This window comes from Pseudomonas sp. GWSMS-1, from assembly GCF_049847425.1.
In the GTDB taxonomy this organism is placed as follows: Bacteria; Pseudomonadota; Gammaproteobacteria; order Pseudomonadales; family Pseudomonadaceae; genus Aquipseudomonas.
In genome coordinates this window covers 2,260,263-2,282,246 of the sequence record NZ_JBMHHV010000005.1, presented here as the reverse complement: position 1 = coordinate 2,282,246, position 21,984 = coordinate 2,260,263, and the positions used below count along the sequence as shown (strand labels likewise).

The window sequence follows — 21,984 nt, the reverse complement described above, 5'->3', positions numbered from 1 at the left end:
TCGGGCCACCGCTGCGCTTGACCTTAGCCGGACCGCCACTATATATAGCGGTGCCGCGCTAGCAGGCAGTCACCGCGCCTCCCGCATTTATTTACCGAATTCAGGAAATTTCCAATCCATGGGCAAATCGCTGGTCATCGTGGAATCCCCGGCCAAGGCCAAGACCATCAACAAGTACTTGGGCAACGAGTACGTGGTGAAGTCGAGCATCGGCCACATCCGTGACCTACCCACCAGTGGTTCGGCGAGCACCGCCAAAGAGCCGGCCAAGCGTGGCAAAGCCGCTGCAGGTGAAGTACCTGCGCTGTCGCCCAAGGAAAAAGCCAAGCGCCAGCTGATCGCGCGCATGGGGGTTGATCCCGAGCATGGCTGGAAAGCCAAGTACGAGATCCTTCCGGGCAAAGAGAAGGTGGTCGAGGAATTGCGCCGTTTGGCCAAGGATGCCGACACTATCTATCTCGCAACCGACTTGGACCGCGAGGGGGAAGCCATTGCCTGGCACCTGCGCGAATCCATTGGCGGTGACGACAGCCGCTATAAGCGCGTGGTGTTCAACGAAATTACTAAAAAGGCCATCCAAGACGCGTTTTCCAAGCCCGGTGAGCTTGATATCAACCGGGTTAACGCCCAGCAAGCGCGGCGCTTTCTCGATCGCGTAGTGGGCTACATGGTCTCGCCATTGCTGTGGGCCAAGATTGCCCGTGGTCTGTCTGCCGGCCGCGTGCAATCTGTAGCGGTAAAGCTGGTGGTCGAACGTGAAAAAGAGATTCGCGCGTTCGTCCCCGAAGAATATTGGGAAGTGCATGCCGATCTAGGCACGGCCAAAGGCGCGAATGTGCGCTTCGAAGTGGCGCGCGAGAACGGCGCTGCCTTCAAACCGCTGAGCGAGGCCCAGGCCATGGCGGCCTTGGCTACGCTGAAAGCGTCTAGCTACACCGTCAGCAAGCGTGAAGACAAGCCGACCAGCAGCAAGCCGTCTGCTCCCTTTATTACCTCCACCCTGCAACAGGCTGCCAGTAACCGCCTGGGCTTTGGGGTGAAGAAGACCATGATGATGGCTCAGCGTCTTTATGAGGCCGGCTACATCACCTATATGCGTACCGACTCGACCAACCTCTCGGCTGACGCCGTGAGCATGGTGCGTGACTTTATCGAAGGCGAGTTTGGCAAGAAGTACCTACCAGCCAACCCGATTGCCTACAGCAGCAAAGAAGGCGCACAAGAGGCGCACGAAGCGATTCGTCCTTCTGACGTGAACCTCAAGCCGACCCAGTTGTCAGGCATGGAGCGTGACGCCGAGCGCCTGTATGAGCTGATCTGGCGTCAGTTCGTGGCCTGTCAGATGCCGCCGGCGGAATACCTGTCGACCACTGTGACGGTGACGGCTGCGCAGTTCGAACTGCGCGCTAAGGGGCGTATTCTCAAGTTCGACGGTTATACCCGTGCGCTGCCGCAGCTAAGCAAGCCGGGCGATGACGATGTGTTGCCGGAAATGGATCAGGGCGAAGTGCTCAAGCTGGTCAAGCTCGACCCGAGCCAGCACTTCACCAAGCCGCCGGCGCGCTACTCGGAAGCGAGCCTTGTTAAAGAGATGGAAAAGCGTGGCATCGGCCGTCCCTCGACCTATGCAGCGATCATCGGCACCATCCAGGATCGTGGTTATGTGGCATTGCACAACCGCCGTTTCTACTCTGAAAAAATGGGTGACATCGTCACCGAGCGTCTGTCTGAAAGCTTCTCCAATCTGATGGATTACGGCTTTACAGCCGGTATGGAAGAAAATCTGGACGATGTGGCTCACGGCGAGCGCGAGTGGAAAAATGTACTCGACGAGTTCTACGGTGACTTCAAGAAGAAGCTTGAAGTTGCAAGCGACAGCGTTAACGGCATGCGTGCCAATACACCTACGCTGACGGATATCGCCTGCCGCGACTGTGCGCGACCAATGACCATTCGCACGGCCTCTACCGGTGTGTTCCTTGGTTGTTCGGGGTATGCGTTGCCGCCTAAAGAGCGTTGCAAGGCCACCGTCAATCTGGTGCCGGGTGATGAAATTGCCGCTGACGATGAAGGTGAGTCTGAGTCGCGCGTGTTGCTCGGCAAGCACCGTTGTCCGATCTGTTCGACGGCTATGGATGCCTATCTGCTCGATGAAACCCGCAAACTGCACATCTGCGGTAATAACCCAGATTGCGTGGGTTATGAGGTTGAACAGGGCCAGTACCGTATTAAGGGCTATGAAGGGCCGAGCCTGGACTGCGACAAGTGTGGCAGCCAGATGCAGCTCAAGACCGGGCGCTTTGGCAAATTCTTCGGCTGTACCAATAGCGAATGTAAGAACACCCGCAAACTGCTGAAAAGCGGTGAAGCGGCGCCGCCGAAAATGGACCCGGTGAAAATGCCGGAGCTCAAGTGCGAGAAGGTCAACGACACTTACATCTTGCGTGACGGTGCCTCTGGTTTGTTCTTGGCCGCTAGCCAGTTTCCAAAGAACCGTGAAACCCGCGCTCCGCTGGTGTTGGAGTTGATTCCACACCGCGATGAAATCGATCCAAAGTATCACTTCCTTTGTGATGCGCCGAAGAAGGACCCTCAAGGTCGTGCTGCGGTGATTCGTTTCAGTCGCAAAACCAAGGAGCAGTACGTGCAGACCGAGGTCGATGGCAAGCCGACCGGCTGGCGTGCATTCTTCGATGGTGGTAAGTGGAAAGTCGAAGATAAGAGCTGATCTAGCTGTACGCGCGCTCGCCGTGGGCGAGTGCGCGTATGCTTATCCAATCCGTAATGGAGGGCGCCGCAATGGCTAATGAGCTCTATACCCGTACTAATCAGAAAATCTTCTATGCAGGCCTGGCGCTAGACTCCTGGCGTAACGCCGAGCAAGCCCAGAGCATGAATGCGCTGGCTTTGATCCAGGCTGAGCGTGAAGCTGCGCTGTTTCATCTTTATGGGGCCCTGCTAGGGCTGTGCCATGAGATTGCTGGCTATTACCGCTTGCCTGATAGTTCCGCTCCGCAGGCTGAGCGCTTTCTCACGCCGGCTGTGTTGCAAGCCGCGCCGAGCCAGGAGCTGGGCGAGTTGGTTGAGTTGGCGCAATCAGCTGATAGCTGGGTTGCTGAGTTGCTGAAAGCGTATGCCGCGCTATTTCAGCCGCCTCAAGCGGGTAAGAAGGTCAAAGTAGACCCTGGTACGCCGCTGATAACGGCGGTTAGCTTGGATGATGAAGTCGAGCCCCTGACTCATCAGGCGCTGGAGGCGTGGCGGCAACAATTGAAAGCTCTGGCGCAGCGCTTTCGCGAAACATTGAGCGAATGGTGACAGGCTGATTTGCCCGGTGGGCTAGGGCGGGCTCAGGTCGGCTGTTACAATGCCGGTCTTTCGTGGAGAGCTAACCCAATGCCTACATCCTTCCTGGAAATTGTCGAACTGCCTGACGGACGCATTGCGCTGCGCCGTGCAGAGGATGAAGAATCGTTGGTCGTGCTGGATTTTTCTGCCGACGCCAAAGCGTTTCTGCAGGGGCAGCATGTTGAAGTGGCCAAAGCCATGCTCAATGTTGGTGTGCAAATGGCTGGGCGCTTAGCTGAAAATAACTTTCAGCATGAAGAAGGGCCGCGGGTACTGCATTGAAAGTAGGGCTTTTTCAGCGCTGACTTAGCGTGCTCTGTCAGTTGCAGGTGGCCCTTTTAGCAAGGACCTAGTGGCTAAACATGCACATTCCTTGTGCGTTGCACTGGTCGATCATCCCAGGCTGATATTTAGGCTCTGTGCCTTACCTTGGTGGGCCGCCTGAACAAGGCGTTGGCGTGCCTGGCGCTCAAGAGGGTGAAGCCAACTGACGACGGTATGGCTCCGGCCTAGCTTCAAGGCCTGTTGGGCCAGCTCTAATGGACTTTGCTCTCCGCGTGGGTGGAGCAGCAGGATGCGTTCGCGGTTAAGGCCTGCCTCACGTAGCCACGCTTGGGTCAAGCTTGATGGTGGGGCGATCAGGGTCAACCAGCGTTCGTCATGGTTCTCGCTGAGTTGGCGCAATACCGGTGCGAGTAAATTTAGGCAGTGTCCTGCTGCGCCGCGCAACGACAGTTCACTGAATGCTTCGCCCTCATCATCCTGCCAAGGCAGTTCGCCGCTCTCGGCAAACAAGGGTGGCGTGGTTGAGGCTAGAAAAGCATCGAACAGCGGTAGTTGTGTACGGTTCAGTGATTGTGGGAACTGCATAGATCCTCCACTCGCAGGTGTTAGCAAATTGCCTGCATTGTCGGTACTGCGTTAGAAAGGCCTCACTTGTCGCTTCACCGGCGGATAACGCCGACGCTCAGGCCTTCAATAATCAGATCCTGTTCTGCCAGATCCACTTCGATTGGCTCGAACTCCGGGTTTTCGGCAATCAGCCAGACTTTGTTGCCTTCACGCTTGAAGCGTTTGACCGTAACTTCATCATCGAGGCGTGCCACGACTACCTGGCCATTACGCACTTCACGGGTCGTGTGTACGGCCAGTAGGTCACCATCGAGGATGCCGATATCCTTCATGCTCATGCCGCGTACGCGCAGCAGATAATCGGCTTTGGGATGGAAAAATTCTGGGTTAATGCGGCACGATTCTTCAATGTGTTGCTGCGCGAGGATGGGTGCGCCGGCGGCTACACGGCCGATTACCGGCAAGCCTGGCTCTTCCTCAGCATTGGGTTCAAAGCCTGGGATGCGAATGCCCCGCGAAGCCCCGGGGGTCATTTCGATGGCGCCTTTGCGGGCAAGCGCCTTGAGGTGTTCTTCCGCTGCGTTGGGTGATTTGAAACCCAGTTTTAAGGCAATTTCTGCGCGGGTGGGCGGGTAGCCGTTGTCTTCAAGACATTGCTTGATGAAGGCGAGAATTTCAGCTTGGCGCGGCGTCAGTTTAAGCATGATCGACTCTGTCTTTTTGTACAGTGACTGGGATTATATACAGTGATTGCAGGTTGGCAATCCTTACGTTCTGATCTGTACTTTATTCATCCCTATATCGTCACTCGCGTGGCGCTACTATTCAGGTGTTACAGGGTGGCTAGCCAGGGTCGGGATTCGGGGTTGCTGGGCGATGTGTGACCAGTCGGCCACAAGATGGTCGGCCCCGCTTGACAAGGCGGGTAGGTGAAACGTATGTTTCAAACAAGTGTTTGTTCAGATGAAAAAGTCATGGCGCAGTCGGAAACCGTTGAACGCATTCTCGATGCGGCAGAGCAGCTTTTTGCGGAGAAGGGTTTCGCAGAAACGTCTCTGCGTTTGATCACCAGTAAGGCTGGGGTGAACTTGGCCGCGGTGAACTATCACTTCGGCTCGAAGAAAGCCCTGATTCAGGCGGTTTTTTCACGCTTCCTTGGGCCTTTCTGCGCAAGCCTGGAGCGCGAGCTGGATCGTCGTCAGGCTAAGCCCGATGCCAAGGTCAGTCTAGAAGAGCTGCTTGAGCTGTTGGTCGAGCAGGCGCTGGCCGTCAAGCCGCGCAGTGGTAACGATCTTTCAATATTTATGCGTTTGCTTGGTTTGGCGTTTAGTCAAAGTCAGGGGCATCTGCGTAAGTATCTGGAAGAGGTGTATGGCAAGGTCTTCCGTCGTTATATGCAGCTGGTGCATGAAGCCGCTCCGCGCATTCCGCCATTGGAACTGTTTTGGCGCGTGCACTTTATGCTTGGCGCGGCAGCGTTCAGCATGTCCGGGATCAAAGCCTTGCGGGCCATGTCGGAAACTGATTTTGGGGTTAATACCTCGATTGAGCAGGTCATGCGCTTGATGGTGCCATTTCTGGCTGCCGGCATGCGTTCGGAAACCGGCTTGACCGATGAGGCACTGGCCAGCGCCCAGCTTAAACCGCGCACCAAGACTCCCGCGGTCCCCAGCAAAGTTTGACCTCGGCGGGTGGGCTTGGTGGATGCTATCCGCTAAGCTAGCCGCCCATGGTAGCTCTCGATTTTCTGCATATTTCCCTCGCCGATCAGTGCCTGTATGGCTTTGCCAATGGGCAGCTGCACCTGCGCCTGAGTGTTTCCACCGCGCTCAATGGCGCAGGTGAGCGCAATGGTTCCGGCTGTACGCCTCGCGGCTTGCACCGGGTACGGGCGAAGATTGGTGCTGGCTTGCCCAGTGGTGCCGTGTTGCGCGGGCGCCGCTGGACGGGCGAGGTCTGGTCGCCTGAGTTACATGTTCAATTCGCCGGTCGTGACTGGATTCTCACGCGCATTTTCTGGCTCAGCGGCTGTGAGCCTGGGCGCAATCGGTTGGGCGCTGTCGATACTTTTCGCCGCTATATCTACATACACGGTACGCCGGACAGCGAGCCCATGGGTGTAGCGTTGTCCCATGGCTGTGTGCGCATGCGTAACAGTGATTTGCTGACGCTGTTTGCGCGGGTGCCGGCCGGCTGTGCGGTTCAGATTGACGAGGCGGCTTGCCCCGATTGGGCGACCGCGCCTCTTATTTAAGGATGACTTGTGAGTTCACCCATGCACGGTTCATTAATGCTGGATATCGCCGGCACCTGGCTGACGGCTGAGGATCGACAGCTCCTGCGCCAGCCGCAGGTAGCAGGGTTGATTCTGTTCGCGCGCAACATCGAAGATCCGCGTCAGGTGCGCGAACTGTCTGCGGCTATTCGCGCTGTGCGACCTGATTTGTTGTTGGCGGTCGATCAAGAAGGCGGCCGCGTGCAGCGTCTGCGTCAGGGGTTTGTGCGCTTGCCGGCCATGCGTGCGCTGGCCGATAAAGATAATGCCGAGCACTTGGCTGAGCAGTGTGGCTGGGTGATGGCCACTGAAGTGCTGGCTGCTGGCTTGGACCTGAGTTTTGCGCCGGTGCTGGATCTCGATCATCAGCGCAGTGCGGTGGTTGGCAGTCGTGCTTTTGAAGGTGATGCGCAGCGCGCAACACAGCTTGCCGGCGCGTTTATCCGCGGCATGAATGCTGCCGGTATGGCTGCTTGCGGCAAGCATTTCCCTGGGCATGGTTGGGCTGAGGCGGATTCTCACGTGGCTATTCCGGTCGATGAGCGCAGCCTGGATGACATTCGAGCCAAGGACCTGCTGCCGTTTCGTCAATTAAGTCAGCAGCTGGCAGCGGTAATGCCCGCTCATGTCATCTATCCGCAGGTGGATGACAGCCCGGCCGGCTTCTCGCGGCGCTGGTTGCAGGACATTCTGCGCGGTGAGTTAGGTTTTGAGGGCGTGATCTTCAGTGACGATCTTTCCATGGCCGGCGCCCATGTAGTGGGTGACGCGGCGTGCCGTATCGAGGCGGCGCTGTCGGCGGGGTGTGACATGGGTTTGGTGTGCAATGACCGGGCAGCAGCCGAGCTGGCTTTAGCTGCCTTGCAGCGGCTCAATGTTCTACCGCCCACGGGGCTTGCGCGCATGCGTCGCAGGGCTTTCCCAGGTGTTGAATATCGGCAGGATCCGCGTTGGCTTGCTGCGCTTGGCAGTTTGCGTGATGCGCAATTAATCGACTGAGGACGAATGGATGACGGTTTACGCGATTATCGGTGGCACCGGCCTGACCAAGTTGGACGGTTTGACCATTAAGGCCGCGCTGCACATTGATACGCCTTATGGCGCGCCTTCTGCTGCGGTGCTGAGGGGCGATTATGCTGGGCGTGAGGTGTTGTTCCTGGCGCGTCATGGGCACCCACACCGTATCCCGCCGCATCAGGTGAATTACCGCGCCAACCTCTGGGCGTTACGTGAGGCGGGTGCCAAGGCGGTGATTGCAGTGAATGCAGTGGGGGGATTCATACGGCCATGGGGACCGGACACTTCTGCTTACCACATCAAATCATCGATTACAGCTACGGCCGTGAGCACACCTATTTTGAGGGTGAGCTGGAGCATGTTACCCACGTTGATTTCAGCCATCCCTACGATGCAGGGCTACGCAGCAAGCTGAGCAATGCGCTGACCGCCGAGCACTGCGCATTTAGCAGCCATGGTGTTTACGGCTGTACTCAGGGGCCGCGCCTGGAAACGGTGGCTGAAATCGCACGGATGGAGCGTGATGGCTGCGATATTGTCGGTATGACCGGGATGCCAGAAGCCGTATTGGCGCGTGAGCTGGCGTTGCCCTATGCCTGCTTGGCGCTGGTGGTGAACCCGGCTGCTGGCAAGTCACGCGCCCTGATCACCATGGCGGAAATTGAGCGTGCGCTGGACGAAGGCATGGATACGGTTAAGGCTGTATTGGCGCGCGTGCTAAGCAGTTGAGTCCGTGTTGATGCAGGTAGAAAGGGTCGCGCGATGCGGCCCTTTTTTATGTTGGGGTTTTACAGCGGGCTGACACGAATCAGCAGGCCTGTGCTGCCGTTATCGACAAAGGTCAGTTCAGCGCTTTTCAGGCGGCTGCTTTGTTTGATGCGTTCGCTGTCGCTAAGGCTGCCGTTGGCATCGAGCTGGTTTATCCATATGTCGCTCTGCAGTTCAATCAGGCGACCGGCCTTAAGCTCGAGGGTGCCTTCGACGGGGTAGTGGCCGAACTGCTCGTTGCCGGTGCTGATGGCTACATGGCTGCTTGAGTCGCCCAGGCTCATTGACCAGGCTTGGTGCAGTAAGACTTGATAGCCATTGGCGGGGTTTAGCTTGCTGGCTTCGGCATTCAGTGCGGTGTCGCGGCTGTTGCTGCCATCCACCGGCAGCGCGTTTTGTGCCCAGTTGTCGGGCGGCAGCTGGCCGGCAGAAATCGCTTCGCCTGCTTGGCGAAATACGATCACTTCAACCTGGTACAGGTTTTCGGCTAAGGCGCTTGTGCTGCTGAGCATGCATAGCAGAATAAGCGGCAGCAGAGCGAGGGTGCGGAGGGCGCGCATGGGTCGGTCCTTTAAGTAGAAGGGGTCAGGCGCTCGAACAGCGCTTCCAAGGTGTTGAATCGTTCTTCCGGGCGCTCCATGGGCACCTGGAATTTAAACAGCGTTGCACCTTCGAATTTGTAACGGTTGGGTGCGCCTTGGATTAGCTTGATTAGGGTCAGTGGGTCGACGCAGGTGTCGGCGGCAAACTCGATGCGGCCACCTTGCGGGCCTGCGTCGACTTTTTTGATCCCGAGTTTTTCTGCCTGCAGTTTCAGCAGGGTGATGCGCACCAGATTCTTGCTTGGCTCAGGGAGCAGGCCGAAGCGGTCGATCATTTCCACTTGTAGGTCTTTCAGGCCTTCCTCGTCGCTGGCGTTGGCGATGCGTTTGTACATGATCAGGCGTGCGTGCACGTCTGGCAGGTAATCGTCGGGGATCAGTGCCGGCACGCGCAGATTGATCTCCGGGCCGCCACCTAGAGGTTGGTCGAGATTGGGTTGTTCGCCCTTGCGGATCGATTTAACCGCGCGCTCGAGCATTTCCATATAGAGGGTGAAGCCCACCGCCTGAATTTGCCCGCTCTGGCCGTCGCCGAGCAGTTCGCCGGCGCCGCGGATTTCCAGGTCGTGGGTGGCGAGCAAAAAGCCGGCCCCCAAGTCTTGGGCGTTGGAGATGGCTTCGAGGCGCTTTTGCGCATCGTCGGTCATTTGCTTGCGCGGCGGCGTCAGCAGGTAGGCGTACGCTTGGTGGTGGCTGCGGCCGACACGGCCACGCAGTTGGTGCAGTTGCGCCAGGCCGAACTTGTCGGCGCGTTCGATGATGATGGTGTTAGCGCTCGGTACATCGATACCGGTTTCGATAATGGTCGAGGCGGTCAGTACGTTGAAACGCTTGTGATAGAAATCGCCCATCACCTGTTCCAACTCGCGCTCACGCATCTGCCCGTGGCCGATACCGATGCGTGCTTCCGGCACCAGTTCGGCGAGGTCGGTGGCGCATTTCTCGATGGTTTTCACATCGTTGTGCAGGTAATACACCTGGCCGCCGCGTAGCAGTTCGCGCAATAACGCTTCCTTGATCGTCGGGTTGTTCTGTTCCATGACGAAAGTGCGTACTGACAAACGCCGCGCCGGTGGCGTGGCGATGATCGACAAATCGCGCATGCCGGCAACGGCCATGTTCAGGGTGCGCGGAATTGGCGTGGCGGTCAGGGTGAGGATGTCGACTTCGCTGCGCAGGGTCTTTAGTTGTTCTTTCTGGCGCACACCGAAGCGGTGTTCTTCGTCGATGATCACCAGGCCCAGGTTGTTGAATTTAACGTCGTCCTGCAGCAGCTTGTGGGTGCCGATGACGATATCCACCTTGCCTTCGGCCAGTTGTTGCATGGCCTCGTTGACTTCCTTGGCGCTCTTGAAGCGACTCATCACCTCGACCTTTACCGGCCAATCGGCGAAGCGGTCGCGGAAACTGTTGTAGTGCTGTTGGGCGAGCAGGGTAGTGGGCACCAGTACTGCTACCTGCTTGCCGCCATGCACGGCGATAAAAGCGGCGCGCATGGCCACTTCGGTTTTGCCGAAGCCAACATCGCCACACACCAGGCGGTCCATCGGTTTGGCGGAGAGCATGTCGCTGTACACCGCCTCAATGGCAGCTTGCTGGTCCGGGGTTTCCTCAAAGGGGAAGCCGGCGCTGAAGGTGCTGTAGTCGGCCTTTGGGTCGGCAAAGGCATAGCCCTCACGAGCGGCGCGCCGTGCATAGACGTCGAGCAGTTCGGCGGCGACATCGCGCACCTGTTCGGCAGCCTTGCGTTTGGCTTTCTGCCAGATTTCCGAGCCAAGCCGGTGCAGCGGCGCGAGGGCATCATCGCTGCCGGTGTAACGGGCGATCAGGTGCAGGCTGGCGACCGGTACATACAATTTGGCTTCTTCGGCATACATCAGCGCGAGGAATTCAGCGGCCTGGCCGTCGAACTCCATGGTCACCAGGCCCAGGTAGCGCCCCACACCATGGTCGATGTGCACCACTGGCGCGCCTTCACGCAGCTCGGTGAGGTTCTTGATGGCATTGTCGCCACCGTCACGGGATTTCTCGCGGCGCCGACGCTGCATGACGCGTTGGCCGAACAGCGGGCTTTCCGCCACCAGGGCGAGGTCTTCGAGCAGCAGGCCGTCATCCAGTGGGGCGATGCAGATGCCCAAGCGTTGCTTGCTGGCGGTGAAGGCCGGCCAGCTGTCGAACTCCTTAGGTTTGAGCTTGAGGCGGGCGAGCAACTCCAGAAGCACTTCGCGGCGGCCGGCGGATTCCGCGCAGAACAGCACGCGGCCAGGGTATTCCTCAAGGAAACGCCGCAGTGCCGCCAGCGGCTCGCCGGCTTTGGCCTGGATGGCCAAGTCGGGCAGGGGCTTGGCGTTAAATCGCAGGCGGCCGACGCCTTCTTCGATGTCGTCCTGGCTGACTACCACGCGCGGCCAGTTTTTCAGGCGGGCGAAACAGTCTTCTACCGGCAGAAAAATATCGGCGGGTGGCAGCAGTGGGCGTTCCGGGTCAACCCGGCGATCTTCGTAGCGGCTGCGTGCGTCTACCCAAAATTGCTCAGCGGCTTTCTCGATGCCCGGCAGGGAAAATACCTGGGTGTCGGCGGGCAGGTAGTCGAAGAGGGTGGCGGTTTCTTCAAAGAACAGCGGCAGGTAGTACTCAATCCCTGCTGGCGTGATGCCCGTGCTGAGGTCCTGGTAAATCGGGCAGCGGCGGAAGTCCACGTCGAAACGTTCGCGAAAGCGCCCGCGGAAATCAGTAACGGCTTTCTTTTCCAGCGGGAATTCGCGGGCCGGCAGTAGTTTGATCGAGTCGACTTTGTCGATGGAACGCTGGGTTTCTGGGTCGAAGGTGCGCAGTGTTTCGATCTCGTCATCGAACAAGTCGATGCGATACGGCTGGCTGCTACCCATCGGGAACAGGTCGATCAGTGCGCCGCGCACGGCGAACTCGCCATGTTCATACACCGTGTCAACGCAGCGGTAGCCGGCGGCTTCCAGGTTGCCACGCATCTGATTGACGTCGAGCTGTTGGCCCACCTGCATAACCAGGCTGCTGCCAAGCAGAAAACGCTTGGGTGCCAGGCGGTGTAGGGCTGTGGTGATTGGGACTACCAATACGCCATGTTTCAGCTCAGGCAGGCGATAAAGTGCGGCAATGCGCTGGGAAATGATGTCCTGATGCGGCGAAAACAGGTCGTAGGGCAGGGTTTCCCAATCGGGGAAATGCAACACCGGCAAATCCGGCGTGAAGAAACTCAGCTCCTCCTGCAGGCGTTCAGCGCTCTGGCTGTCGGCAGTCAGCAACAGAGTGAAACGTTTGGCATTGCTGGCGGCTTCGGCAATTGCCAAGCTCAGCGCGGCACCGGGCAGGTTGCCCCAGTGTTGTTTGCCAGCAGTGGCCGGCAGGGACGGTAGGCGAAGTACGGACGCAGTCGGCACAGGCAGCTCACGGTCAAATCACAAGGTCGTCGATTGTAACGGGCGTTTACCTGCGGTGTCAGTTAAGACAGTCGTGCATTGCTCATGCTAGCGTGCACCGTCATAATGTAGCCCCTTTTTTTAGCCCCTACATGTGGAAGGTACTGCCCGTGACTCAGAAGCCCGACCAGTGTCTCGGTGAGTGGATCGATCGAGAAGCCCTTGCGGAAGCGATGATTCCGATGATTGGCCAACTCTACCGTAACAACAACGTGGTCACCTCGATCTACGGCCGTGGTTTGATCAACCGTTCGGTTATCGACATTCTCAAAGCCCACCGCTTCGCGCGTCACCGTCTGGTTGACGGCAGCGAATTGTCGGTGCACGAGACCTTCCCAATTCTCAAGGTCATGAGCGAGCTGAAACTGGGCGCCGCCTCGGTGGACCTGGGCAAGATGGTCAGCAAGTTTAAGGCTGACGGTCAGGGCCGTAGCATCGAGCAGTTCGTCAAAGACGAGCTGGTTGAAGTGGCTGGCAAGCAGAACGGCGAAGCCCGCGAGGGCACCGATGTAGTGCTGTATGGTTTTGGTCGTATTGGCCGCCTGTTGGCGCGCATCCTGATCGAGAAAACCGGCGGTGGTGATGGCCTGCGTCTGCGCGCCATTGTTGTGCGCAAGGGTGCGACCAATGACCTGTCCAAGCGCGCCAGCCTGCTGCGTCGCGATTCGGTACATGGTTCGTTCGACGGCACCATCACTATCGATGAGGCCAGCAATACCATCACCGCCAATGGCAACCTGATTCAGGTGATTTACGCCAAAGACCCGAAAGAAGTCGACTACACCCAATACGGCATCAAGAACGCACTGCTGGTGGATAACACCGGTGTATGGCGTGACGCTGAGGGCTTGGGCCAGCACCTGGCCTGTCCGGGCATTGACCGCGTAGTGCTGACTGCACCTGGCAAAGGCGCGCTGAAGAACATTGTGCACGGCGTTAACCATGCCGAGATCACCGCAGATGACCAGATCATCTCGGCTGCATCCTGCACCACCAACGCCATTGTGCCTGTGCTCAAGGCGATCAATGATCAGTACGGCATTGCTAATGGTCACGTTGAAACGGTGCACTCGTACACCAACGACCAGAACCTGATCGACAACTTCCACAAGGGTGATCGCCGTGGTCGTTCGGCGCCGTTGAACATGGTGATCAGCGAAACCGGTGCAGCCACTGCAGCGGCCAAAGCATTGCCTGTGTTGAAGGGCAAGCTGACCGGTAACGCCATTCGCGTGCCGACGCCTAACGTGTCGATGGCCATTCTCAACCTCAACCTTGAGAAAGCCACCAGTCGTGATGAGGTCAACGAGTACCTGCGCCAGATGGCCATGCACTCCGACCTGCAGAAGCAGATCGACTTCGTGCAGTCGCAGGAAGTGGTATCGACGGACTTCGTAGGCTCGCGCCATGCCGGTGTGGTCGACGCTGAAGCCACTATCTGCAACGAAAACCGCGTGATCCTGTACGTCTGGTACGACAACGAGTTCGGCTACAGCTGCCAGGTGATCCGCGTGATGGAAGACATGGCTGGGGTTAACCCGCCTGCTTTCCCACGCTAAGCGTCAGGTTGCAATGAAAACGGGAGCTTCGGCTCCCGTTTTTTATGGCTTGCCATCCTTGCCGCAGCCCGTCGTTGTGCGCCGATAAAAATGATGGCTGGTCTTTTTTATTGTCTGCAATTACTCGGCTAAAAGACGGGTGCGCAATTTATCCGACAGCCCGTTGGGTGCTAACCAGATCCCCAGGTAAGCCTTGGCCAGTTCTGGATTTTGGCTGGTGAAGGTGGTCTTGCCATTCAGTTCTAAGCTCAGTCCGCTGTCCGGGTTGAAGTTCAGGGCGTAGCGGTCCCCGGGGTTGATGTTGCGAAAGGTTGCGTGCAGGGCGTCTATTCCTGGGCGCAGGCGTTCTAGGGTGGCGGCATCTTGCTGGCGTTCTAAGGCAACCCAGGCCGCCTTGATCACGTCCTGCCTATCGATCTCGCGGAAGTAGTAAAGCTCCAGGCGCTGCGTGAGTGGTGTAGCGACTGCCTGGCGCGCGCTAGCCCGGGCGGGGGCATAAAAGGCAGCGGCATACACATCGACCCAGAGGTACGTCAGCACGCTTTGGTTCTTGCGCTCTAGGTTGTTCTGCCCCAGTTCGTGACTGGTGGCGAAGCCTGCTTCTTGCAGGCGTTCGCGATCATTGGCCAATAGCTCGCCGCTTATAAGCAGTAGGGTGGTAAGTAGCAGAAATAAGCGCATGACAGGGCTCCAGTTGGTCGCGTGAGTGCTATGTCTCGCGCCCAGCGCTTACAGTCAAGTCGCGATCTGTTGCCTTCTGTTACGTTTAACCGGATAAAAGCAAGCGCTTGGGTGGCCAGTGGTGGAGCGTGCGCTTTATAATCAGCCAGATTTTTTCCCGCGACCGACATCCTGCCCAGTGCCTGATTTGTTTTGGTACTGCGCCGCATCTTTATGCGTTGGTGTCGCCCGTATTCTGAAAAGCATATAAATCAGTGGTTAGACAAACCTATGATCAAAATAAAACATGGGCTTGATTTGCCCATAGCAGGCGTGCCGGCGCAGCGCATTGAGGCTGCAAGGCCCGTGCGTAGCGTCGCTGTCATAGGCTTCGATTATCACGGTATGAAGCCTTCGATGGAGGTTCAGGTCGGTGATCGGGTCAAGCTTGGTCAGGTGCTGTTCTCGGACAAAAAGTCCCCAGGCGTGCAGTTCACCGCTCCGGCCGCAGGCGTAATCAGCGCGATTCACCGTGGTGAAAAGCGTGTGCTGCAGTCGGTGGTGATCGACGTTGAAGGCGATGAGCAGGTTACCTTTGATCAGGTAGCAGTGAACCAGCTGGCGACTGTCGGCGGCGCAAAAGTGCGTGAGGTCCTGCTGCAATCGGGCCTGTGGACTGCACTGCGCGCGCGCCCGTTCAGCAAGGTGCCGGCAGCAGATGCGCAGCCTAGCTCGATTTTCGTCACCGCGATGGACACTCAGCCGCTTGCAGCCGATCCGACCGTGGTGATTGCCGAGTACGCCGCCGACTTTGAAAATGGTCTGCAGGTGTTGAGCAATCTGGCCAAGGTGTTCCTCTGTAAAGCTGAGGCGCATCGCTGCCCGGTGAGCAGCTGAGCAAGGTGCAGACTGAAGCCTTTGCTGGTCCGCATCCGGCAGGCTTGCCGGGTACGCATATCCACTTCCTTGATCCGGTCAATGCCACCAAGAGCGTTTGGTCGATCAACTATCAGGACGTGATTGCCATCGGCAAACTGTTCACCACAGGCCAACTGTGGACCGAGCGCGTTGTGGCGCTGGCCGGTCCTGTGGTCGAGCAGCCGCGTCTGGTGCGCACCCGTTTGGGCGCAAACCTCAGCGAGCTGACCGCCGGTGAACTGCAGCCGGGCTCCAATCGAGTTGTTTCTGGCTCGGTGTTGGGTGGCCGTACTGCGCAGGGCGCTTTTGCTTTCCTCGGCCGTTACCACTTGCAGGTGTCTTGCCTGACTGAGGGCAACGAACGTGAGCTGATGCATTACCTGCGTGCTGGGGTAAACAAGCATTCGGTGATGAATATCTTCGTTTCCAAGTTAATGGCGGCGAAGAAGTTTGCCTTCTCCACCTCCACCAATGGCAGCCCGCGCGCCATGGTGCCGGTAGGTAACTACGAAGCCGTGATGCCGCTGGATATCCTGCCAACGCAACTGCTGCGCTACCTGATCGTTGGTGATACCGAGATGGCGCAGAAATTGGGCTGCCTGGAACTCGACGAAGAAGACCTGGCGCTGTGCACCTATGTGTGTGCTGGCAAGTACGAATACGGCCCGATCCTGCGCGACAACCTCGCGCGCATTGAGAAGGAGGGTTAAGTCATGGGTATCCGTGCATTCCTCGATAAAATCGAGCACAACTTTGAAAAAGGCGGCAAATACGAGAACTGGTATGCCCTCTATGAGGCCATCGACACGTTCTTTTACCGCCCGGTAGCGTAACCAAGACCACTGCTCACGTGCGTGACGGCATTGACCTCAAACGCATGATGATCACCGTGTGGTTGTGTACCTTCCCGATGATGTTTTTCGGCATGTGGAACACCGGTTACCAGGCCAACCTGATCTTTGCTAACAGCCCTGAACTGCTGGCTGCTCAGGAAGGCTGGCGCTTCGCCTTGATCGGCTCACTGGCCGGGTTTGACCCAAGCAGCCTGTGGGATAACTTCATCCAGGGCGCTGCGTACTTCCTGCCGGTGTATGCGACAGCCTTTATCGTCGGCGGCTTCTGGGAAGTACTCTTTGCCTCGATCCGCAAGCACGAAGTTAACGAAGGTTTCTTCGTGACCTCGGTGCTGTTTGCCCTGATTCTGCCGCCCAGCATCCCGCTGTGGCAGGTGGCGCTGGGTATCAGCTTCGGCGTGGTAATCGGCAAGGAGGTGTTTGGCGGTACCGGTAAGAACTTCCTCAACCCAGCGTTGGCCGGTCGTGCTTTCCTGTTCTTCGCCTACCCGGCGCAGATGTCCGGTGATGCGGTGTGGACGGCCGTTGATGGTTTTGCCGGCGCAACCTCGTTGAGCCTGGCCGCTGCCGGTGGTGTGGAAAACATCATCGGTAACGGTATTACCTGGTCCAGCGCGTTTGTTGGCACCATCCAGGGTTCAATTGGTGAGACCAGCACCCTGGCGATCCTGATCGGCGGCGGTGTGTTGCTGATTACCAAGATTGCGGCGTGGCGCATCGTGTCGGGCGTGATGCTGGGCATGATCGGTTTCAGCCTGCTGTTGAATATGTTGGGCTCTGACACTAATCCGATGTTCGCCATGCCGTGGTATTGGCACTTGGTGGTGGGCGGTTTTGCCTTTGGTATGTTCTTTATGGCCACCGACCCGGTGTCCTCGTCCATGACCAACACGGGCAAGTGGATTTTCGGTGCGCTGATCGGTGTGATGGTGGTGTTGATCCGTGTGGTCAACCCGGCGTTCCCGGAAGGCATGATGCTGGCGATCCTGTTCGCCAACCTGTTCGCACCGCTGATCGACCACTTCGTCGTTCAAGCCAATATCAAGCGGAGGCTGGCACGCAATGTCTAGTCAAAAAGAATCCACCGTCCGCACCTTGGTGGTGGCCCTGTTGGTGTGCCTGGTGTGCTCGGTGTTTGTGGCCGGCGCGGCCATTGCGTTGAAGCCGACTCAGGTTGAAAACCGTCAGCTGGACAAGCAGCGCAGCATTCTGGCTATTGCCGGGCTGGGCGAGCCGAATATGTCTGCCGCGCAAGTTAAAGACATGTTCAACGGCACCATTACCGCCAAGCTGGTTGATCTGCAAACGGGCACGTTCTCCGATGCCAAGGACCCGATGACCTTCGATCCGTTGAAGGCTGCAAAAGATCCGAAGCTGTCGAGCGTGCTTAGCGGTGATGACGATATTGCCTCGATCAAGCGTCTTGAGCGTTACACCACGGTTTATGTGGTGGAGAAAGACGGTCAGATGGATACCTTGATCATGCCGGTACGCGGCTATGGCTTGTGGTCCACCCTGTATGGCTTTATCGCCATCAAGGGCGATCTGAATACGGTTGCGGGCATGGGCTTTTACCAGCATGCCGAGACTCCGGGCTTGGGTGGTGAGGTCGATAATCCGAAATGGAAAGCGCAGTGGCTGGGCAAAACCCTGTTTGATGAAAACGGCAAGCTGTCAGTTGCCGTGGTCAAGGGTGGTGTCGATCCGCAGAGCCCCAACGCTGTCCATCAGGTTGATGCATTGGCTGGGGCCACACTGACCAGCAAAGGCGTCGATAACCTGCTGAATTTCTGGCTGGGTCAGAACGGTTTTGGTCCGTTTATCGCTAACCTGCGCGCAGGGGAGGCTTAATCATGTCGCAGCCGACTATTAAAGAAGTCCTGCTCAACCCCATCTTCAACAACAACCCGATTGGTTTGCAGATTCTGGGTATTTGCTCTGCTCTGGCAGTGACCTCGAACCTGAAAACCGCGCTGGTGATGTCCATCGCGCTGACCCTGGTAACCGGGTTTTCCAACCTGTTTATCTCGATGATCCGCAGCCAGATCCCCAGCTCGATCCGCATGATCGTGCAGATGGTGATCATCGCTTCTCTGGTGATCGTGGTGGATCAGGTGCTTAAGGCGTATGCCTTTAGCCTGTCCAAGCAGTTGTCGGTGTTCGTCGGACTGATCATCACCAACTGCATCGTGATGGGCCGTGCTGAAGCCTTTGCCATGCAGAATCCGCCGGTGCTGTCGTTCTTTGACGGTATTGGTAACGGCCTGGGTTACAGTGCATTCCTCGTCGCACTGGGCATCATTCGTGAGCTGTTCGGTGCAGGCAAGCTGATGGGTTACGAGATCATCCCGGTGATCAACGACGGTGGCTGGTACCAGCCTAACGGCATGCTGTTGCTGCCGCCTTCGGCGTTCTTCCTGATTGGTCTGTTCATCTGGGCGATCCGCAGCTGGAAAAAAGACCAGCTGGAGAAGCCAAGCTTCAAGATGGCCTCGCAAGTGTCGAATAAGGAGGCTTACTAATGGAGCATTACCTCAGCTTGCTGGCCAAGGCGGTGTTCGTTGAGAACATGGCATTGGCCTTCTTCCTCGGCATGTGCACCTTTATCGCCATCTCGAAGAAAGTCGAGACGGCGATTGGCCTGGGTATCGCGGTTATCGTGGTGCAGGTCATCACCGTGCCGGCGAACAACCTGATCTACACCTACCTGCTGAAAGATGGCGCGCTGGCCTGGGCCGGTTTGCCAGAAGTGGACCTGAGCTTCCTGGGCTTGCTCAGCTACATCGGGGTGATCGCGGCCATCGTACAGATCCTCGAAATGCTCTTGGATAAGTACGTACCGAGCCTGTACAACGCCCTTGGCGTGTTCCTGCCACTGATCACGGTGAACTGCGCCATCATGGGCGGCACCCTGTTTATGGTCGAGCGCGACTACAACCTGGCGGAAAGTACTGTATATGGCTTCGGTTCCGGTCTGTCGTGGGCCTTGGCGATTGCCGCGCTGGCGGGGATTCGCGAGAAGCTCAAGTACAGCGACGTACCGGCAGGCTTGCAGGGGCTGGGCATCACCTTTATTACCATCGGTCTGATGTCGCTGGGCTTCATGTCCTTCTCCGGCGTGCAGTTGTAAGGAAGGGATGAATAGATGATCAATTTAGAGATTTTCATCGCTATCGGCATGTTCACCGGCATTGTGCTGGCGTTGGTGCTGATCATTCTCGCAGCGCGCGCCAAGCTGGTTTCCAGCGGTGACGTGAGCATCGAGATCAACGGCGAAAAAACTATTGTGGTGCCCGCGGGTGGCAAGTTGCTGCAAACCCTGGCGGCCAACAATATCTTCTTGTCTTCGGCTTGCGGCGGCGGCGGTACCTGCGCCCAGTGCAAGTGCGTGGTTGAGCACGGCGGCGGTGAAATGCTGCCGACCGAAGAGGCTGCCTTCACCCGTCGCGAAGCCAAGGCTGGCTGGCGCTTGTCCTGCCAGACTCCGGTCAAGCAGGATATGAAGATCGAAGTGCCGGAAGAAGTCTTCGGCGTGAAGAAGTGGGAATGCACCGTTGAGTCCAACCCTAACGTGGCGACCTTCATCAAAGAGTTGACGTTGAAACTGCCGGAAGGCGAGAGCGTTGACTTCCGCGCCGGCGGTTATGTTCAGCTTGAGTGCCCGCCGCACGAAGTGCATTACAAAGACTTCGATATTCAGCCTGAGTATCGTGGTGACTGGGACAAGTTCAACCAGTGGAAGTACGTGTCCAAAGTCGAAGAGACCGTGATCCGTGCTTACTCCATGGCTAACTACCCGGAAGAAGTGGGCTTGGTGAAGTTCAATATTCGTATTGCTTCGCCGCCACCCGGCAAGGACGATCTGCCACCAGGCAAGATGAGTTCGTGGGTGTTCAGCCTTAAGCCGGGCGACAAGGTTACCGTGTACGGTCCATTTGGCGAGTTCTTCGCCAAGGATACCGATGCAGAGATGGTGTTTATCGGTGGTGGTGCGGGCATGGCACCAATGCGTTCGCACATCTTTGACCAGCTCAAGCGTTTGAAGTCCACCCGCAAGATCAGCTTCTGGTACGGCGCACGCTCCATGCGTGAGGCGTTCTACAACGAAGAGTACGATCAGCTGCAGGCCGAGAACCCGAACTTCAAGTGGCATCTGGCACTGTCTGACCCGCAACCGGAAGACAATTGGACAGGCCTCAAGGGGTTTATCCATAACGTGCTCTATGAAAACTACCTGAAGGATCACCCCGCTCCTGAAGAGTGCGAGTTCTACATGTGCGGTCCGCCCATGATGAACGCAGCAGTGATCAAGATGCTGGTCGATTTGGGTGTGGAGGAGGAGAACATCCTGCTCGACGACTTCGGCGGCTAATCATGGTTTATGCGGTACTTCGGCCCGTTATTGCAGCCAGCTTGCTGGTCGCTCTAACGGGCTGCTGGTTTTCAGCGCATGTAGAAGAGTTTGGTGGCCCGACGATGGGCAGCACCTACTCCATCAAATACGTGCGCAAGCAGAATTCACCCAGCCCGGATCTGCTCAAGCGTGAGGCGGATGCGATCCTGGCTGAGATCGACAAGCAGATGTCGACCTACCGAGATGACTCCTTTATCGAACAATTCAACCAGGCGCCTGCCGGTAGCTGTCAGAGCATGCCGGGTCCTGTGTTGGCGTTGATTGAGGAAGGGCGCGTGCTCAATGCGCAAAGCCAGGGGGCGTTTGATCTGACCCTTGAACCATTGCTTAACCTGTGGGGGTTTGGCCCCAAGGCGCGCGCGGAGAAAGTGCCTACGCCTGAGCAACTGTCAGCCGCACGTGAGCGCATTGGTATGCAACATGTGCGGCAGGTCGGTGAGCAGTTGTGCAAGGACGTCGATGTTCAAGTGGATTTCAACAGCATTGCTGCCGGCTATGCGGTGGATCGGGTGGTGCAACGCCTCGTCGAGCTGGGCGTCGACAGCTACCTGGTGGAAATAACCGGTGAGCTAAAAGCGGCGGGTCGAAAGCCGGATGGCCAGCACTGGCGCATTGGCCTTGAGGCGCCACAAGAGGGCGAGCGTGTTGCTCAGCGTGTATTGGCGCTTGAAGGTTACGGCGTTTCTACCTCGGGTGATTACCGCAATTACTTTGAGGAAAACGGGCAGCGTTATTCGCACACCTTAGATCCGTTGACCGGTGCGCCGATCACGCACAAGCTGGCAGCAGTGACCGTTGTCGATAAATCGACCTTGCGCGCCGATGGTTTGTCTACAGTGCTGATGGTAATGGGCACTGAGCCCGGCTTGGCATTTGCTGAGCGTATGGGCATCGCCGCGTTTTTCGTGACCCGTGAAGGTGACGCCTTCGTCACACAGACAACTCAGGCTTTCGAGCAGCTATTTGCTGCAGGAGACGAGCAATGACTTTTGTAGTGGTTTTTTTGGTCATGCTGCTGGTAGTGGGCATGATGGCTGTAGGGGTGATCATGGGCCGTAAGCCCATTGCAGGTTCTTGCGGGGGCATCGCTAACCTGGGGATCGAGAAAGAATGCTCGATCTGTGGGGGTAGCCGTGAGAAGTGTGAAGAGATCAACAGTGATTCGCCAGTTGATGCTGACGCGCTGGCCTACGACGCGACAAAGCGCTAATCGCTCTGCGGCCGGCCAAGGGCTAGGCTGCAGCTGATGTATTGATTGTCAG

General features: G+C 57.5%; 18 protein-coding genes and 3 pseudogenes. 16 read left to right on the top strand and 5 right to left on the bottom strand.

From position 1 onward, the window contains the following. Positions 1 to 118: 118 nt before the first annotated feature. The 3 genes from topA (at position 119) to ACEPAJ_RS14340 (ending at position 3,630) form a co-directional block, all read left to right on the top strand. Positions 119 to 2,728 carry a type I DNA topoisomerase gene (gene topA, locus ACEPAJ_RS14350; protein WP_274088623.1) on the top strand — a complete coding sequence of 870 codons (2,610 nt, stop codon included), beginning with the start codon at positions 119 to 121 and terminating at the stop codon, positions 2,726 to 2,728. Positions 2,729 to 2,799: 71 nt separating this feature from the next. Continuing rightward, positions 2,800 to 3,318 (top strand): DUF6586 family protein, encoded by a 519-nt coding sequence (locus ACEPAJ_RS14345; RefSeq protein WP_425915577.1) that lies wholly within the window; start codon positions 2,800 to 2,802, stop codon positions 3,316 to 3,318. A 78-nt stretch (positions 3,319 to 3,396) separates the two neighbouring features. Continuing rightward, positions 3,397 to 3,630, top strand: a complete 234-nt coding sequence (locus ACEPAJ_RS14340; RefSeq protein WP_090238248.1) for a hypothetical protein — start codon at positions 3,397 to 3,399, stop codon at positions 3,628 to 3,630. A gap of 111 nt (positions 3,631 to 3,741) precedes the next feature. On the opposite strand, the gene sulA is transcribed toward ACEPAJ_RS14340, so the two are convergent. Next, entirely contained in the window at positions 3,742 to 4,218 is a 477-nt protein-coding gene (gene sulA, locus ACEPAJ_RS14335; RefSeq protein ID WP_274088622.1) for an SOS-induced cell division inhibitor SulA, read from the bottom strand. Positions 4,219 to 4,292: 74 nt separating this feature from the next. Then, positions 4,293 to 4,904 carry a transcriptional repressor LexA gene (lexA, locus tag ACEPAJ_RS14330; RefSeq protein ID WP_425915574.1) on the bottom strand — a complete coding sequence of 204 codons (612 nt, stop codon included), beginning with the start codon at positions 4,902 to 4,904 and terminating at the stop codon, positions 4,293 to 4,295. 270 nt (positions 4,905 to 5,174) lie between these two features. Here lexA and ACEPAJ_RS14325 point away from each other — a divergent pair, with 270 nt between their 5' ends. From ACEPAJ_RS14325 to ACEPAJ_RS14310, 4 genes and pseudogenes are all read left to right on the top strand, one after another. Beyond that, positions 5,175 to 5,882, top strand: a complete 708-nt coding sequence (locus tag ACEPAJ_RS14325) for a TetR/AcrR family transcriptional regulator (RefSeq protein WP_274088667.1) — start codon at positions 5,175 to 5,177, stop codon at positions 5,880 to 5,882. A gap of 47 nt (positions 5,883 to 5,929) precedes the next feature. Then, positions 5,930 to 6,454 (top strand): L,D-transpeptidase family protein, encoded by a 525-nt coding sequence (locus tag ACEPAJ_RS14320; protein ID WP_425915572.1) that lies wholly within the window; start codon positions 5,930 to 5,932, stop codon positions 6,452 to 6,454. Positions 6,455 to 6,475: 21 nt separating this feature from the next. Next, positions 6,476 to 7,474: a beta-N-acetylhexosaminidase gene (nagZ, locus tag ACEPAJ_RS14315; protein ID WP_425915570.1), complete on the top strand. Its 999-nt coding sequence runs from the start codon at positions 6,476 to 6,478 to the stop codon at positions 7,472 to 7,474. 10 nt (positions 7,475 to 7,484) lie between these two features. Continuing rightward, positions 7,485 to 8,221 (top strand): annotated as a pseudogene (locus ACEPAJ_RS14310) (S-methyl-5'-thioinosine phosphorylase). A 59-nt stretch (positions 8,222 to 8,280) separates the two neighbouring features. Here the strand turns inward: ACEPAJ_RS14310 and ACEPAJ_RS14305 are convergent. Beyond that, complete coding sequence (locus tag ACEPAJ_RS14305) at positions 8,281 to 8,820, bottom strand: CsiV family protein (protein ID WP_425915568.1); 540 nt, start codon at positions 8,818 to 8,820, stop codon at positions 8,281 to 8,283. An 11-nt stretch (positions 8,821 to 8,831) separates the two neighbouring features. Next, positions 8,832 to 12,278 (bottom strand): transcription-repair coupling factor, encoded by a 3,447-nt coding sequence (mfd, locus tag ACEPAJ_RS14300; RefSeq protein WP_425915567.1) that lies wholly within the window; start codon positions 12,276 to 12,278, stop codon positions 8,832 to 8,834. Positions 12,279 to 12,409: 131 nt separating this feature from the next. Here mfd and ACEPAJ_RS14295 point away from each other — a divergent pair, with 131 nt between their 5' ends. Then, positions 12,410 to 13,876, top strand: a complete 1,467-nt coding sequence (locus ACEPAJ_RS14295; RefSeq protein WP_425915565.1) for a glyceraldehyde-3-phosphate dehydrogenase — start codon at positions 12,410 to 12,412, stop codon at positions 13,874 to 13,876. A gap of 120 nt (positions 13,877 to 13,996) precedes the next feature. On the opposite strand, the gene ACEPAJ_RS14290 is transcribed toward ACEPAJ_RS14295, so the two are convergent. Continuing rightward, positions 13,997 to 14,557, bottom strand: coding sequence for a chalcone isomerase family protein (locus tag ACEPAJ_RS14290; protein ID WP_425915563.1), 561 nt, complete (start codon positions 14,555 to 14,557; stop codon positions 13,997 to 13,999). Between the two features lie 270 nt (positions 14,558 to 14,827). Here ACEPAJ_RS14290 and ACEPAJ_RS14285 point away from each other — a divergent pair. The 8 genes and pseudogenes from ACEPAJ_RS14285 to nqrM all read left to right on the top strand — a co-directional run bounded on the left by ACEPAJ_RS14285 (position 14,828) and on the right by nqrM (position 21,932). Beyond that, a pseudogene (locus tag ACEPAJ_RS14285) lies at positions 14,828 to 16,164 on the top strand (Na(+)-translocating NADH-quinone reductase subunit A). A 3-nt stretch (positions 16,165 to 16,167) separates the two neighbouring features. After that, positions 16,168 to 17,378: pseudogene (locus tag ACEPAJ_RS14280) on the top strand (NADH:ubiquinone reductase (Na(+)-transporting) subunit B). Further along, complete coding sequence (locus tag ACEPAJ_RS14275) at positions 17,371 to 18,159, top strand: Na(+)-translocating NADH-quinone reductase subunit C (RefSeq protein ID WP_425915561.1); 789 nt, start codon at positions 17,371 to 17,373, stop codon at positions 18,157 to 18,159. Before ACEPAJ_RS14280 ends, ACEPAJ_RS14275 begins: the two are co-directional and overlap by 8 nt. A gap of 2 nt (positions 18,160 to 18,161) precedes the next feature. After that, on the top strand, positions 18,162 to 18,830 hold the full coding sequence (locus ACEPAJ_RS14270; RefSeq protein WP_274089555.1) for an NADH:ubiquinone reductase (Na(+)-transporting) subunit D: 669 nt from the start codon (positions 18,162 to 18,164) through the stop codon (positions 18,828 to 18,830). Beyond that, positions 18,830 to 19,438 (top strand): NADH:ubiquinone reductase (Na(+)-transporting) subunit E, encoded by a 609-nt coding sequence (gene nqrE, locus ACEPAJ_RS14265; protein WP_090238197.1) that lies wholly within the window; start codon positions 18,830 to 18,832, stop codon positions 19,436 to 19,438. Before ACEPAJ_RS14270 ends, nqrE begins: the two co-directional genes overlap by 1 nt. 15 nt (positions 19,439 to 19,453) lie before the next feature. Then, positions 19,454 to 20,680 (top strand): NADH:ubiquinone reductase (Na(+)-transporting) subunit F, encoded by a 1,227-nt coding sequence (nqrF, locus tag ACEPAJ_RS14260; protein WP_425915558.1) that lies wholly within the window; start codon positions 19,454 to 19,456, stop codon positions 20,678 to 20,680. A 104-nt stretch (positions 20,681 to 20,784) separates the two neighbouring features. Further along, a complete protein-coding gene (locus ACEPAJ_RS14255; RefSeq protein WP_425915556.1) occupies positions 20,785 to 21,708 on the top strand; it encodes an FAD:protein FMN transferase in 924 nt (307 codons plus the stop codon). Continuing rightward, a complete protein-coding gene (gene nqrM, locus ACEPAJ_RS14250; RefSeq protein ID WP_274089552.1) occupies positions 21,705 to 21,932 on the top strand; it encodes a (Na+)-NQR maturation NqrM in 228 nt (75 codons plus the stop codon). Before ACEPAJ_RS14255 ends, nqrM begins: the two co-directional genes overlap by 4 nt. Positions 21,933 to 21,984: the final 52 nt, after the last annotated feature.